The sequence below is a fragment of the Methanosarcina sp. WWM596 genome (assembly GCF_000969965.1).
Taxonomy (GTDB): Archaea; Halobacteriota; Methanosarcinia; order Methanosarcinales; family Methanosarcinaceae; genus Methanosarcina.
The window spans coordinates 4,122,168-4,137,337 of record NZ_CP009503.1 but is presented as its reverse complement, the minus strand read 5'-3'; the positions used below and the strand labels follow the sequence as shown (position 1 = coordinate 4,137,337).

Here is a 15,170-nt window from a genome sequence, read left to right as displayed (position 1 = left end):
CCCTCTAAAGAAATCGATACCATTAAGCTCAGTTTCAATAAAATAAAAGATTTACAATTCCAGCACCCCTGAAGGTCAGTTTTAAATCCCCTTTTTCGCATGGAAAAATATCAGAAAATTGTGGACCCCTTCACTTCCATTGAATGATTAAAAATATTTAGTATAGAATAATAATACGAGGTAAACAAACGGCTATACTGAAACGAAAGAGGATATGTTAAAAATGAAAACCGTTTTGATGTAAATAAGATCATTGATAACAAAACGATTGCTTAATAAATAAAGACAGTTGGGCCGAAAACAAGGAATAGACATTAAAAGTAACTATATATCTGGAGTGTAAATACATAAAAAATTGGCTATGTTTACATATTAACTTATAAATTTTATTCAAATTGCATATTTTTCAAATCATATTGTTTTTTTAAAGATTTGTTTTAGAATTGTTGATTTAGTTTCTAGAACTGTTGATTCAATGTTTTCTACTGCAATTTCACTCGTCAAATTAAGATAACAAAGGAATTTTTGAAGAAATAAATCGAAAATAGTAATACTCTTAATAATCAGTTTAATGTACCGAAATAAAACGAACCGTTTTTAATGTCTGAATAACAAAATAGTATTATAGAATTGTCATAAATTATACACAATAATATATATCCCACATAATAAAAATACATTATAAACAATATACGTCTCTGAATACAGCTGCTGACAGAATCGCCGTAACTGGCAAATTTGCAGATGGAAGTAATCTTAGAGCGTGTCTTAAAATTAAATTTAATTCTACAATGGTGACAGTAATTATCATTTGAACTGAAAAAATTAAGTTTACCAAAAATGAAGTTGACTAAAAATGAAGTTGACTAAAAATGAAGTTGACTAAAAAACTGGAGTTAAATAATGGTATCAGATAATTTTAGTATTATACTTATTTTCGCAGTATATCTGCTTTTTATGATCGCCATCGGAGTTCTCTATTATCGAAAAACAGAGAATCTTTCAGATTATATTTTAGGAGGAAGAAAGTTAAACAGCTGGGTTACTGCGCTGAGTTCGCAGGCGTCGGATATGAGCGGCTGGTTGCTAATGGGATTGCCCGGATATGCTTATCTGGCAGGAATGGAATCTATCTGGGTAGGAGTGGGTCTGGCTGCTGGAACATACCTGAACTGGAAATTCGTTGCAAAGAAATTGCGCCAATATACCCAGATTGCAGGAGATTCCATTACTATTCCAGTGTACTTTGAAAACAGGTTCAGAGACGAAAGCCACGCTTTGAGAATTATTTCATCTATTCTGATTCTAGTCTTTTTCCTGCTTTACACTTCCTCAGGACTTGTCGCAGGCGGAAAACTTTTCAATACTGTTTTTGAAATTCCCTATCAGCAATCTCTTCTTTTCGGTGCACTGGTGATTATTAGCTACACATTTCTTGGAGGTTTCATGGCCGTCTGCTGGACCGACTTTTTCCAGGGAATGCTAATGGTCTGCGCCATTGTTTTCGTGCCCCTTGCAGCCCTAAAGGGAATGGGAGGTTATGATTCTACTGTAAGTCTTATTAAAAGTATAGACCCGCAGCTGCTTAATCCCTGGACTGCTCTTTCTGGAGGTTCAATTCCCCTGATCTCAAACCTGGCCTGGGGCCTGGGATACTTTGGTATGCCACATATCCTGGTTCGTTTTATGGCCATAGAATCCCCTGACAAAATCAAATTGCGTGCGGCCACCCCAACCTAAAGGATGGGGTATGCTGATGGGCCGCCCGCCCGGTTATTCTGGTACTTAGAAATCGTCAATTTTCCGTTGCCTAGACTTTAATCTATATGATTGAACCTCTGTTTTCGGTTTTCCCTGCGACTCCTTAATGTAGTGCTTGATTGTGTCAGCGGTTACATTTCCAACGGATCGATAGAATTTACCACTTGACCATAGACTTCCACCCCAATATCGTGTTCTCAGTTCAGGATGAAGCTTGAACAATCTGTAAGAACTACCTCCTTTCAAGTATTGAACCACCTCTGATAGAGAGGTGCTTGGGTGGAATTCCAGGAACAGGTGAACATGATTATCTACAACTTCCAGAGCATGGATTTTGTAGCCTTTCTCTGTGCAAATATTGTGGAATATAGACTCGCAATCCTTTTTAACTCGTTTATTGTAGAATATCTTGTATCGATACTTAGGCACCAACACGATGTGGTAGGTAATCTGACCATAGCCATGGCTAAAACTGCGCAATTCCAACGCTTATCACATCCTAGCCATAGGTAGCTGGAACCACCTGTGGCTATGGTGTCAAAAAACCTCATTTTACAAAAAAACGATGATTGATACAGTTTAAGCGAATACAAAACAGCCAGCGAGGGTTCACTTCATCCCCGACCTGAAGGTCAGGGTATTCGTGACCCTCTGCACTCCCATAGTAATAAAACAGGCAAGACTTATTGCAATGGTCTGGGTTATAATCTCCCTGTTTTTTGCTGTAGTAGGCGGGATCATCGGAAGAGCTTACCTCTATCCTGAGTTTCTTGGAGATGCGGGAAGCGAAACTATCTTTATGGTAATGATAAACAACACGTTTACTCCTGTTATTGCAGGAGTTCTCCTTGCGGCTATTCTTGCAGCTATTATGAGTACTGCTGATTCCCAGCTCCTTGTAGCTGCTTCTGCTTTTACCGAAGATATCTACAGGATAATAGTAAAAAGAGATGCAGGAGAAAAAGAGCTCGTCTGGATGGGCAGGTTTGCAGTTATTGCAATTTCAACAATTGCCTATTTAATAGCGAGAGATCCTAATAACTCGGTTATGGGCCTGGTCTCATATGCCTGGGCAGGATTTGGAGCAGCCTTTGGGCCTGTTATCTTATTCTCTCTTTTCTGGAGAAAAACAACCAGAAATGGAGCGCTCGGAGGAATGATTGTCGGTGGCTTAGTTGTTATCGTCTGGAAGCAACTTTCAGGTGGAATTTTTGACATGTATGAAATTGTCCCTGGTTTCTTCCTCTCATGTATAACAATCTACCTCCTCAGTATTCTGGATAAGGAAGGTCCTACAGAAGAAATCCTTAAAGAATTCGACCGCGTAAACCATATAAATCTCCATGGAAAAGCTATTCACAAAGAAGACATGGTGCCTCTCGAAACCTCAAATGAGTAGGTAATCTGAAAAACACCTTCTTGACACCTTAAACCACTTCCCAATTCACATGCTATAAAATACCCCCGCCAGATTACCTGGCGGTGCCTCTTTTCCATAAAATACAAGGAAGAACTTGAAAAAGAGATGAGTATTTTTCAGAGTTTTTTGTCGATTTTAATTTTTATTTTCCTTCATTTGCTTCTCTTTTTTTACTCTGAAAGATTAGACTGATGCCTGGGTAAAAAATAATCCAGATGGCGAAATATGAATATATTTCAAAAATACTATTAAGAAAAACATTGATTTTCAAAAAAACTGCGGAATGTAGTTTTAAAATTTCAAGATTTAAGCTATGTAAATTATTAAGTTGGACGGAAGGAGAAAATGGAAAAGACCCCTTTATTTCTACTGGAAAGTTTATATAACACCCAGACCCCATGGTTTCCATTGAAACGGTTAAGGAGGTTTTGAGAACAAAAAAAATACAATTTTATTTTGTTATAGGAACAAAATAATGTTGTTGTGTTATAACACTACTTGTATATATATGTTGTTATGGGTAGTTCTAAATTAGCAGGTCAAAATTAAAATCAAACACTTAATAGAAATATTAATATTATTTTTTTAATATTTATATAATTTTTATACTTTTTTATAGTTTAATTCTACCGTAAACTACACTACAACACGAATACTTCTTTCCAGTAGAAATAAAGGGGTCTCTCTCTAAGAACAAAATTTTTAAATATACATTATTCTTGATAATTTAACAATCCATATCCTTCATTTACAGAGAAACTTTATCTAGGGTCATAAGATCTAAAAACCAGTGAATAAAACCAGTGAATAAAACCAGTGAATAAAACCAGTGAATAAAACCAATGAATAATATATCAAATCTCTTTAATATGTCAAATCTCTTTCTGAATTTTGGAAACCGGTTTTCTTCTTTATCAATTCTTCTCTCTTCCTTCTTTCCCTTTTCACTTGATTTATTTCTAAAATTGATGGTTTTTTGAACATTTTTAAAAGTTATTCTTTTACTTTAATTTTTTCCTTTCCGTAAGTTACACCGTAAGTTACAAAAACTACCCTTCAAGCCTACGTTTGTTTTTTATAAAAATATAGCTATATAACTTAAGCTGCAATTGCCTTTTATACGAGTTACTTCTTTTTTCTTTCAAGTCCTTTTTTCTTTGTTTTTCAATTATTTTTTGAGTTTTATTCCATAAGTCTTTTAAATAAAACTGGTTTTACTTTATCTATATGAATAAGAAGGGTCTTTCTGAAAGAGAGATATTTTCCTATCTGGAAAATGCAAAGTCAGAAGATACGGATTATTATCGGGTTTTAAGTTCAATGTGTACTCACCCTCATAAGATCGCGGTTGAGGTTAATAGGCTCTTTATTGAGGCTAACCTGGGAGACCTCGGGCTTTTTGGTGGAACTCACCGGCTTGAGCAAGAGGTTGTCAGGATGCTTGGTGAGCTTCTTCACGCCCCCCCAATTGATGTTCCATCCGGAGATTCATTTAAGAGTTCTGTTTGTGGCTACCTTACTACAGGAGGTACCGAATCCAATATTCAGGCTGTAAGAGGAATGAAAAATCTTGTTACCGCAGGAAAGGAAGGGTTGAAAGGAACTCCAAACATTGTAATTCCCGAGTCGGCTCATTTTTCTTTTGATAAAGTTGCCGACATGATGGGTATAGAGGTCAAAAGGGCTTCACTGGATTCGGAGTTCAGGGTAGACATGGCTTCTGTTGAAAGTCATATAAATGCAAACACCATAGGGCTCGTAGGGATAGCAGGGAATACTGAGTTTGGCCAGGTGGATCCTATTGCCGAACTCTCTGAACTAGCTCTTGAAAATGAGCTTTTCCTGCATGTTGATGCGGCTTTTGGAGGTTTCGTAATTCCTTTCCTAGAAAAACCCCAGCCTTTTGATTTCAAAGTGCCAGGAGTTACTTCCATTGCTATAGACCCCCACAAGATGGGCCTGTCCACAATCCCGTCAGGCGCCATACTTTTCAGATCCCCTTCTTTTCTGGACTCCCTTAAGGTAAACACTCCATATCTTACCACAAAATCCCAGTTCACACTTACAGGCACCAGGAGCGGAGCCTCAGCTGCCGCTACCTGTGCTGTTATGAAATATCTCGGCTATGAAGGTTACAGAAAGAACGTGCAATACTGCATGCAGCTTACCACAAAGCTAGTTTCAGAAGCTCGAAAAATCGGTTTTGAACCCCTGCTAGAACCTGTAATGAACGTAGTTGCTCTAAAAGTCCCAGAACCTGACTTTGTCAGAGAACAGCTTCTTGAAAGATTCGGCTGGCATGTCTCAATCACCCGCACTCCAAGAACCCTCCGTTTAGTCCTGATGCCGCATAATACTCCAGAAGGTATTAATATATTTTTGGAGGATCTTAAGAAAGTGACAGCAATGATTTAAAGTTGCTTTTAATTTTGCGAAAGCAAATATCTATAATATTATTGCTAAATAGTAAATTAGAATCAGCTACGTTTTGTGGAGAAAAAATAATTAGGGAGGCAATTAACTAATATTTTGTTTAATAAAAAACTTGGAACTTTTACGAGTTGTAGCGTTTTGACCGTTGTTCATGATTTAGTTCATGATTTAGTTCATGATTTAGTTCATGATTCTGTTCATGATTTAGTTCATGATTCTGTTCATGATTTAGTTCATGATTTAGTTCATGATTCTGTTCATGATTTAGTTCATGATTCTGTTCATGATTTAGTTCATGATTCTGTTCATGATTTAGTTCATGATTCTGTTCATGATTTAGTTCATGATTCTGTTCATGATTTAGTTCATGATTCTGTTCATGATTTAGTTCATGATTCTGTTCATGATTCTGTTCATGATTTAGTTCATGATTTTGATTTAGTTCATGATTTTGTTCGTGATTTAGTTCATGATTCAATTAGCGGTTAGATTAGTGGTTCAGTTCATAATTTAGTTCATTATTTTACCTGGCTACTTTATCTTTAGGATGACTATCATCAAGTTTGTTGTTATTCTTTGCCTGTTTAAGGGATGCAAAAAATAATTATACTATTTAAAATAATATAATTGATGCTTTTGGATATACGATAGTTTCTGTCTCTCAGATCAGGTTAGCGGGTTGAAATTAATAAGCTAAAATTAAGAAATTAAACAAACTAATAAGCTAAAATTAAGAAATTAAACAAACTAATAAGCTAAAATTAAGAAATTAAACAAACTAATAAGCTAAAATTAAGAAATTAAACAAACTAATAAGCTAAAATTAAGAAATTAAACAAACTAATAAGCTAAAATTAAGAAATTAAACAAACGTTTTGAAGCTTAGGTGTAACAACCTGTCGCACGTTCATGCATTCTGGCAACATATTTCAGATATGCATATCATTGTGTCATAATGGCTTATCAACTTGTTTCACATATATTTCATATATAGCTCATTAAGTGTTTGTATTAGATAGATAAAGGGGGTATTTTATTTTATGAAATCTGCACTGAAAATCGGAAGCGTAATGGGCATACCTATAAGACTGCACATCACTTTTCTTTTGATACTTCCCATTTTTGCATATGTCTTCGCCATTAATCCATACCCTTATGGCTTTCAAGAGGTTGAGTCGCCTGCTATGAAATATGCGCTTTCAACCCTGACCGCAATCCTGCTTTTTGCATCAATCCTTTTGCATGAGCTTGCACACTCATATCTGGCAATGCGCTATGGAGTCAGTATTGAGAGCATCACGCTCTTCCTTTTCGGAGGCGTTTCTTCAATGGAAGAGATGCCAAGAGATCCTGGACAGGAAGCAAAGATGGCTTTTGCAGGACCTCTAATGAGTCTGATTATAGGTGCCGCCTGTCTTTTAATATATGGGTATATAATTGCACCAAACTCTGCGCTTTCTGACAATCCCGTTTTTCTGACAATCTGGATTCTTGGAGCCATGAACATAGTTCTTGGAATTTTCAACCTGCTGCCCGCATTCCCCATGGATGGAGGCAGGGTGCTCCGTGCTTTCTATGCCAGGAGAATGTCTTATGTCAAAGCTACGCAAAGTGCAGCTGCCTTAGGAAAATTTTTTGCTATCTTGATGGCGATTTTTGGAATTCTTGTTGGAAACCTCTGGTTCCCTTTGATTGCTCTCTTCATTTATGTCGGTGCATCTGAGGAGGAACGTTCTACTCAGGCATCCGTAACTTTAGAAAATGTTCTGGTAAAAGATATAATGACAAAAGATGTAGTTTCAGTGCCTCCTTCCATGAATGTTGAAGATCTGATTCTTTTTATGTTTGAGAAAAAGCATATGGGTTATCCTGTAATAGAGGGGCGCGACCTGAAAGGGATTGTGACTTTTACCGATATCCAGCGCGTTTCCACTCTTGACCGTCCTGTAACCCGGATCTCAGATATTATGACCAGAGATGTCATATCTGTTACTTCGGATGCACAGGCAAGTGATGTCCTCAAATTGGTCACATCTAAGAACATAGGAAGAGTTCTGGTCATTGATAATGGGTCTCTTGTAGGGGTACTTTCCAGAACAGACCTGGTCAGGACACTGAGGCTCAGATCAGAATGAAGCACCAAAAGATTCCTTTTTGGAAATGTGCAACTGAAGAAATGTGCAACTGAAAAAGAACTGCATACTTGAACACTGAAAATCTGTAAAACTAAATAAAACTAAATTGTTAAGGAAAAATGTGAAAATGGTAAACAGAAATTTCTGGCAGTAATTACACGAGTTAATTATTTGCCGGCACTAATTTTTTTACAGTTTAGTTCTATCATATTTATTACTTGGTTATTTTAAATGTATAATTTTATATCTTTGAAGTATAGTTTAATATCTTAGATGTGTAGTTTAATATCTTTAAAGTATAATTTGGTATTCATCAATTATAATTTATTTGTTTCACGGTAACAGTTGTTTTACGGTATAACATAACTTATCTCATATACATAACTTATTTCATATTCAGATCCGTACAAATTGGCTATGTATAGATTGGCTTTTACAGATCAGTTTTTTACAGATCACTTATATAACATGTGTAACTTATTTGATGTGTATGACTTAATTATACTATATATTAAATTACTTGTGTGCTAAACTATTTACTTGATATCTTTGAATTCGCGGCAGTAAGTGTTTAAAATTAGGAAGTATAATGGATAAAGTAACGTATTTTGGCAATGGCTTTAAGGTAGAGTAATGTACTCTGGACAGCAGTACATAGCAATAGAGTGAAAAATGCTCTGCTTTATACATTTTAATCCGTCACTTCTAATCAGCCGCAACAGAGAGACTGATAATGGATAGGTCTAAAATTACAGATTCTCAGGACAAGGAGCCTGAATACAATTTTCATAGTTCATCTCAGGAGTCAATATACTCTATGGACAAACTTATAACCGAATCCGCAGAAGATAATGTTTCTGTCGGAAAGTCTAAACTTTCTGATTCATCAATCAACAAGCCAGAGGAAACCGGCGCTTCTGTACTGCCATCTGTAGCAGAAGTCGGAGATGTTGAAGTGAAGCTCGATATAAGTTCCGAGCTTGTTGCGGAACCTCTTCCTGATTCAGCTTCGGAACTTTCAGTTCCCTCTACTTTCCAACCTCCGTCTCTGGATGAGCTCAATCCGGCTGCCGAGTTTCAGCCTTCAAAGGTTGTGCTCATAGGTACGGCACATGTTTCGGAAAAGAGCGTGGCTGAAGTTAGGGATACTATCAGAAAACTTAAACCCGATATTGTAGCCATTGAGCTCTGTCGGGCACGTTATGATTCTCTGAAAGGAAACATTCAGGAGACGAATCAGCTTCCAATAAAGGAAATTCTCACCGAAGGAAAGGTATACTTTTACCTTGTCAACTGGTTGCTTGCCTATGTGCAGAAAAAGATCGGTGAAGACATGGGTGTAAAACCCGGTTCTGAGATGATTTCCGCAATTGAAGAAGCAGAAGCATCAGGAGCCAGAGTAGCTTTAATTGACAGGGATATTCAGGTAACTCTCCAGCGTTTCTGGGGTCGTATGAAATTCCTGGAGAAAATAAAAATGCTTGGTTCTCTAATAGGCGGCCTGATAGGAGTAGGAAAAGGGGTTGATATCGATATCGATCAGATGACTCAACAGGATGTTGTCACAGCCCTTGTCAGTGAGCTTAGAGAATTTGCCCCAACTGCGGCTGAAACTCTCATAGATGAGCGGGATGCATACCTTGCAGGGAGCCTCCTCAAGGTGGCTGCAGGCGGAAATAAAACTATTGTTGCAGTGGTTGGAGCAGGGCATAAACCAGGAATAATTAACTACCTGAAAAACCCAAAGAACATTCCACCACTTAGTACTCTGGTGGAGATTCCTAAGAAGCGCATTGGAATCGGTAAAGTTGTTGGTTTTGGAATAGTTGGTCTTGCGCTTCTAGTTTTTTTATTGCTCCTTGTATCGGGCACTCCCCTTAAACTCCTTCTTATAGCTTTTGGATGGTGGTTCCTCATTAACGGGGCCCTTAGCGCAGCCGGCACCCTCCTGGCGGGGGGACATCCATACTCTGTCCTTACAGCCTTTTCGGTTGCTTGGTTAACCTCTCTTAACCCTATGATGGCTGCAGGCTGGTTTGCAGGTCTGGTAGAAGCAAAACAGCAAAATCCTACCACTGACGATATTAAAGCCCTTGCAGGGATAGAAACTTTCAAAGAAATGTTCAAAAACAGGTTTATGCGTGTTCTTCTTGTGGCCAGCTTTGCCAATATCGGAAGTATGATAGGTACTTTCCTTGGGGCGTATGTAATGCTACAGGTTACAGGTCTCAACCCACAGGATCTTCTCCATTCCGGGTTCAGTGCACTTGGACTCTGAAAAATAGTTCTCTGGTAGCGGGATAACATCTTTGCTTTCCATAACTATTTTTAGAACTATTTTCAGAACTATTTTCTATTTTTTCCTTTTTATGTAGCATGAAGTTACTGTAATTCGAAAATCTTTACAACTCACGCTTTTCTTTCCCGAAGAAACTCTTCGTAGTGTATATAATCCATTTCCAATGGAGGATAAGGTGAATGACCACAAGAATTGACATCAGGATTCCAATTCTGCTATGTATCCAGACCCAGGTAGCTTTCGTTAGCCCCATGTACATTAGGTATCTACCCCCTTGAACTCCTGAAGGTATGAACAAATACATGAAAAGACCTGTACCTGCGACTCCAAAAAACAGTGTTGTCAGGGCAAGGTCTATTAAATAATTGGTTTTTTGTCTGTTCATGTTTCCACTCTCATTTTTGTTCTCTGAATCTGAAAAGTAACTTCTTAAGAATGAAAATTCTAAAAAACGAGACTTCTTAAGAATGGACTTTATGCATCTCTTTATTATCGGTTTCCTTGTAAAGTAATTCAATCTGAAAAATAAAAAGGTATGTAAGATGATGGTGTGAGAAAGATGTATGGAATAAAAAGAAATGTAATTGCTAAAAAAGAGAATTTTTGAGCTCAGAAGAAAAAAGAAATGTAATTGCTAAAAAAGAGAATTTTTGAGCTCAGAAGAGCTCTTGAAGTTTGAACTGATACTTACCCAGTTTGCCGCCGTAGTTACCTGCAGAAATCTTCTTGATTCCAGGAACGGTTACTGCAGCTTCTATTCCGGCTTTCATGGCTGCTTTTATGCTCTTTTCATCAAGCCCATTGATGACAATTTCATATACAGCGTTGACATCGGCAGGAATTTCGGTGCCTTCAACTTTGTCCTTTATGGAGGGGCAGAACTTTTCATTTGCAGTAGCTTTCAGGAATTTGTATTTGTTCGCTCCGGCCTTGGACCCGCTTGAGACAATGCCGCCAGGGAATGGAGTAATTGTGCCTTCAAGTTCCATAATTGCATCAACAGCAACTTCGGCTGCAGTCAGGGCACTCATCTGGGAGTCTCCGAAGATAAAAAAGTTCCCGCCTGCAATTCCGGCTACGGCTCCTATATTTTCTTCAGTCACAAAGTCTCCTTCCATGATTGGGACTTTGTATACTTTGCGGCCTGCAATCTGAGCCTCGGACTCCATACCGTCTCCGAAGAATTTGAGTTTAAAGCCAACATTAAATTGTTTCTCAGCATCAGGCAGCCCGTTAAAGACTGCAGTTGTAGGAGCGGTAAGTACGCACTGCCCTATCCTCTCAAGCATCTGTTCTTCCAGAGCTTCGTATTTGAAAGTACATATCTGGATATAGACTCCAGGTCTTCCGTCAGGGGTCTCACCTGGGCTTGCGAATTTTTCAATTCCCGCTTCTGCAGGGCACATTATAACTGACGTCCCAAAGCCGGTGGCTTCAGTGGCTGCTACCTGTGCCCAGTGCTTTGTGGCTGCTGTTATGAGCACCCTTGAAATCTTGATCGGAAACGCTTCTGCATATGTATCTTCAATTTCTACTCCATTAATTTCCATGAAAATCCCCTATTTACTTTTCTTTATTAATTATTCTGATATCCAGGCTTGAAATCTTACTATAAATTAGCGTATTTTAGCATATTCCAGTATAATCCAGTACCGTATAATCCAGTATCGCATAATCCAGCACATTCCAATCATTATACATTATTTTCTTTTAGTCTGCTTAGATATTTTTGAAATTTATGCTATATTCGAATTATTTGTGCTGCGCTGGTTGTTCATGCTCGGCTGGATTGTTTATGCCATACAGAAAAAGCCACATAATTGCAGCGTTACTTAATCTCAGGCATACACTTAAAGTTTTATGGTACTTTTATTCTCTTTGGGCTTTAATCGGTTTAATCGATTAGCTAATGAATGTCTATTATAATATTTATATCAAATATATAATTTTTCAAAGAAAAGAAATTGAAAAAAACTGGGCAGTATGTTAGAATGAATCAGGAAAGATGTTATGTCAGTTAAACTGTATGTTAATTATAAAGAAGATTATAAAAAAGGTCTTTATTACTTTCAGATTACTTTATCCCCTCTGAGAATTGTCTTTATGAGGAGATCGCCAGTAAAGGTATCGAATATTATTGTGCGTCCGTAGTTTCTCCCTGTATCTTCAGCTATGATTTCCACTCCCAGTCTGTTCAGGGTTTCTCTCGCGCTCTTTATGTTCCTCTCACCTATATTCATGTGCGAGTTGTCGAACATGCTTGCACCTCCTACAATTTTTGCTCCAAGTTTTTTTTTGGATCCCCTCATTTGTATTATTTCATCTACAATGTATTCTATGCCTGCGTCTGTAAATTTGGCAGGATTATCTTTTATCCTTGCTCCTTTTATATTCGGAAGCATGGTATGGAGCAGGCCTCCGATTTTTTTTTGTCTGTCATAGAGGGTTATTCCCAAGCAGGAACCCAGTCCGGAGGTTTTAATTTTCACAGGGCTTCTGGCTATTGCGCAGTCTCCTATACCCACCATAACTATGACTGGATCGGCCAATCTGTAAAAAACCTCCTTATGGTTTGCTCATGATCTTTCATAATTGTTGTATTTGATCATCAATTGTATTTGATCAATTATTGTATTTGAGCTTATGTCATTTTCTTTAAAATTACTTATTTTTCAATAATATTAGATAATAAGCCTTATTTTGTCAAAATTTTATTTTTAACTAATTTAGGATCGATTTAAATCTATATTATTTCATTTTCTTCTGGTTAAATCCCATTTTATTCCTTAATATTTGAATAATGAGCTTATTGATTTTTAATATTTGCGGAGAAATTATATACTGATCGATTTGTAAGTTATAATTCAGATAGTATTATAATTTTTTACTAAATATCTTATTTATTATTATTTTGGTGCAATTATTCATAACTAATCTTGAAGTAGTGTTTTTTAAAGGCTCTAAACGTAATTTTTTTACTAAATAAGCAGTTTTAGATCTTTTATTAGTTTTTAAAGCAATTTTTTCAATTTTGGAATAAGCTCATTTGATCAATTATTGTATTAATCTTTTTTAATAGATTATTCAGAGATTCCGGATCAAGCAAAATCAGTACGTTTCCGTCAATTTTCTTTTCTTTTATCAGAAACTCTGCATCAAGTACTAGTGCAAAATCTGCTATGTAGCCCATCTCTGCAACGGCTGAATTGAAAATAGAGTCAGACATATCATATGCTGTGTAAGGTGTTGAAATCGAAAGATCGAGTTTCAAAAATTTAGCAAGGGAAGTTATGTAGGTTCCTGCCAGGATATGACTTACTTCTTCAATTAAAGACAGGTTTATAGTATCTATCAGGTCACTTTTTCCTTCCTCACTTGAGAGGTTCAGGCAGAGACTTCTTGCGCTGCTTTCAGGAAAAAAGACAAGGATATAACCATTGAGATTCTCTTTGATACTCATTAATGTACCTATTACCGGAGACTCTGAAAAGCCTACTATTTTCGGTATATCTTCGATTAACTCGAACTTTGTATCGAGAACTCTGGTACAGACAAGGCTGTTTACAAGTCTGGAAAGAGAAACTGCTGAGTTTCCGATCCCTATGTTTCCTATCTCTTTCAGCGCTCCATACTCAAATTCGCTCAAGCTTCTGATTTTTTCCATGAACGTCGCCTTTAATTCTCTTCAGTTCTTTCAGTTCTTTCAGTTCTTTCAGTTCTTTCAGTTCTTTCAGTTCTTTCAGTTCTTTCAGATCTCTTTAAAAATCTTAGGTTTCTTTTATATACAGGCGTTCTCTTGCATTGTAAGGTTTAAAACGATTTGAAGCGGTTCCCAGTAGTGTTTCTGCTTTTCCTATCACAAAGAACCCTCCTCTGTTCAATGCATGATAAAAATTAAGCTGCAACTGTTCCTGAATTTCTTTTTTAAAGTATATCATGGCGTTTCGACAGATTATGAGATCAAAACGGTTTGTACTGGATTCTGATATCATATCATGCCGTTTAAAACGTATCATACTTTTTAGCTGTTCGGAAACCTGGTACGTCTCACCCTTCTTTACAAAATAGCTTTTTCTGATACTGGCATCCACGTTTTTAAGCACATTTTCACGGTAAATCCCTTTACGGGCGTTTTCAAGGCTTAAATTGTCAATATCAGTGCCTGTAATACTTATTCTATACCTGTCGAAGTCTCTCCCAAGAACTCTGTGCAGCAAAATGGCAAGAGAATAAGCTTCTTCTCCTGTTGCACAGCCTGCACTCCAGATACGGATTGATTTTACAAGCGAATCTGATCTTGATTTTATCAGAAAGGGAATGACTTCTTTTTCAATTACTCCAAAGGTTTCCGGGTTTCGGAAAAACTCACTGACGTTTATGGTAAGGGCTGTAATGAGATCCTCATGTTCTCCTGAGTTTTTTTTCAGCAGCTTGAGGTATTCTTCATAGCTCTTGGAATTGGTAGCTCTGACCCGGATGTTAATTCTACGCCTGAAATGGGCTTCTTTATATTGCTCACAGTTAAAACCAGTACTTTCCGTAATCACTCTTTTTAACAGTTCAAATCCGGGGTCTTCCTCGAGATTTTTGCTTGCCTTTATTTTATCTTCACCGATCTGTATTCTCCCTTTGTTTATTTTTACTGTTTCTCTGCCGGTTTTTATCCCGTTTTTACTTCCTTTTACTCCTTCCTTCCTCAATTAAGTTTATTCCACCTTGATTCTTCATTCACTTATCCCATTTTTACTTCAGTCGAATACCCCGCTAGCTTGCTGTAGGGATGGAAAACTTCCCCAGTAACCATTAATGATAATATGATTTATCAATTCCATTTTTTTGGTTGTTATTCCATTTTTTGGTTGTTATTCCATTTTTTGGTTGTTATTCCATTTTTTGGTTGTTATTCCATTTTTTGGTTGTTACTTCTGCTCAAACTAAATTGTTTAGGAGTATTGTCTTCTTTAACGGAATTTTGAGCGGTGGTGCGAACATACCCCGTTGCTTTCAGCGGGGTGCGCCAACACAACTTTGATTTTCTTTTCACCTGTAATTTCTCTGATGAAGATTATTACTGGCACTATTAGTCTCTTGAATTAAGATTTTAGATTATGGAGTTAACATC

12 protein-coding genes are annotated in these 15,170 nt (G+C 37.1%); 6 read left to right on the top strand and 6 right to left on the bottom strand.

Translation table 11 applies throughout. The annotated features are described in order from the left end of the window. The first annotated feature begins 903 nt into the window (after positions 1 to 903). Complete coding sequence (locus MSWHS_RS18235) at positions 904 to 1,740, top strand: sodium/proline symporter (protein ID WP_369798955.1); 837 nt, start codon at positions 904 to 906, stop codon at positions 1,738 to 1,740. 45 nt (positions 1,741 to 1,785) lie between these two features. Here MSWHS_RS18235 and tnpA read toward each other — a convergent pair whose 3' ends face one another. Then, the gene (tnpA, locus tag MSWHS_RS19810) at positions 1,786 to 2,247 is read right to left on the bottom strand and encodes an IS200/IS605 family transposase (protein ID WP_082088120.1); all 462 of its coding nucleotides are present in this window, start codon (positions 2,245 to 2,247) and stop codon (positions 1,786 to 1,788) included. Between the two features lie 157 nt (positions 2,248 to 2,404). On the opposite strand from tnpA, the gene MSWHS_RS18225 reads away from it, so the two are divergent. The 5 genes from MSWHS_RS18225 to MSWHS_RS18200 all read left to right on the top strand — a co-directional run bounded on the left by MSWHS_RS18225 (position 2,405) and on the right by MSWHS_RS18200 (position 10,027). Beyond that, positions 2,405 to 3,160: a hypothetical protein gene (locus tag MSWHS_RS18225; protein ID WP_231585520.1), complete on the top strand. Its 756-nt coding sequence runs from the start codon at positions 2,405 to 2,407 to the stop codon at positions 3,158 to 3,160. 1,248 nt (positions 3,161 to 4,408) lie between these two features. Continuing rightward, on the top strand, positions 4,409 to 5,596 hold the full coding sequence (mfnA, locus tag MSWHS_RS18215; protein WP_048130119.1) for a tyrosine decarboxylase MfnA: 1,188 nt from the start codon (positions 4,409 to 4,411) through the stop codon (positions 5,594 to 5,596). Positions 5,597 to 5,752: 156 nt separating this feature from the next. Next, positions 5,753 to 6,103: a hypothetical protein gene (locus MSWHS_RS20780; protein ID WP_156151258.1), complete on the top strand. Its 351-nt coding sequence runs from the start codon at positions 5,753 to 5,755 to the stop codon at positions 6,101 to 6,103. A gap of 551 nt (positions 6,104 to 6,654) precedes the next feature. After that, the gene (locus tag MSWHS_RS18205) at positions 6,655 to 7,749 is read left to right on the top strand and encodes a CBS domain-containing protein (RefSeq protein ID WP_048130117.1); all 1,095 of its coding nucleotides are present in this window, start codon (positions 6,655 to 6,657) and stop codon (positions 7,747 to 7,749) included. 733 nt (positions 7,750 to 8,482) lie between these two features. After that, positions 8,483 to 10,027 (top strand): TraB/GumN family protein, encoded by a 1,545-nt coding sequence (locus MSWHS_RS18200; protein ID WP_048159511.1) that lies wholly within the window; start codon positions 8,483 to 8,485, stop codon positions 10,025 to 10,027. Between the two features lie 124 nt (positions 10,028 to 10,151). Here the strand turns inward: MSWHS_RS18200 and MSWHS_RS18195 are convergent, their stop codons facing one another. From MSWHS_RS18195 to MSWHS_RS18175, 5 genes are all read right to left on the bottom strand, one after another. Continuing rightward, positions 10,152 to 10,433, bottom strand: coding sequence for a DUF4405 domain-containing protein (locus tag MSWHS_RS18195; RefSeq protein ID WP_048130115.1), 282 nt, complete (start codon positions 10,431 to 10,433; stop codon positions 10,152 to 10,154). Between the two features lie 271 nt (positions 10,434 to 10,704). Further along, entirely contained in the window at positions 10,705 to 11,598 is an 894-nt protein-coding gene (fhcD, locus tag MSWHS_RS18190) for a formylmethanofuran--tetrahydromethanopterin N-formyltransferase (RefSeq protein ID WP_048130114.1), read from the bottom strand. 519 nt (positions 11,599 to 12,117) lie between these two features. Then, a complete protein-coding gene (locus MSWHS_RS18185) occupies positions 12,118 to 12,576 on the bottom strand; it encodes a chemotaxis protein CheD (RefSeq protein ID WP_369798996.1) in 459 nt (152 codons plus the stop codon). A 497-nt stretch (positions 12,577 to 13,073) separates the two neighbouring features. Next, positions 13,074 to 13,712 (bottom strand): chemotaxis protein CheC, encoded by a 639-nt coding sequence (locus tag MSWHS_RS18180; RefSeq protein ID WP_048130112.1) that lies wholly within the window; start codon positions 13,710 to 13,712, stop codon positions 13,074 to 13,076. 103 nt (positions 13,713 to 13,815) lie between these two features. Then, a complete protein-coding gene (locus MSWHS_RS18175) occupies positions 13,816 to 14,748 on the bottom strand; it encodes a protein-glutamate O-methyltransferase CheR (protein ID WP_048130111.1) in 933 nt (310 codons plus the stop codon). Positions 14,749 to 15,170 lie beyond the last annotated feature (422 nt).

Bases quoted from the DNA above. Each gene is read 5' to 3' on its own strand.
- MSWHS_RS18235 (WP_369798955.1), top strand. From the start codon at position 904: ATGGTATCAGATAATTTTAGTATTATACTTATTTTCGCAGTATATCTG.
- mfnA (WP_048130119.1), top strand. From the start codon at position 4,409: ATGAATAAGAAGGGTCTTTCTGAAAGAGAGATATTTTCCTATCTGGAA.
- MSWHS_RS18205 (WP_048130117.1), top strand. From the start codon at position 6,655: ATGAAATCTGCACTGAAAATCGGAAGCGTAATGGGCATACCTATAAGA.
- MSWHS_RS18200 (WP_048159511.1), top strand. From the start codon at position 8,483: ATGGATAGGTCTAAAATTACAGATTCTCAGGACAAGGAGCCTGAATAC.
- MSWHS_RS18195 (WP_048130115.1), bottom strand. From the start codon at position 10,433: ATGAACAGACAAAAAACCAATTATTTAATAGACCTTGCCCTGACAACA.
- fhcD (WP_048130114.1), bottom strand. From the start codon at position 11,598: ATGGAAATTAATGGAGTAGAAATTGAAGATACATATGCAGAAGCGTTT.
- MSWHS_RS18185 (WP_369798996.1), bottom strand. From the start codon at position 12,576: ATGGTGGGTATAGGAGACTGCGCAATAGCCAGAAGCCCTGTGAAAATT.
- MSWHS_RS18180 (WP_048130112.1), bottom strand. From the start codon at position 13,712: ATGGAAAAAATCAGAAGCTTGAGCGAATTTGAGTATGGAGCGCTGAAA.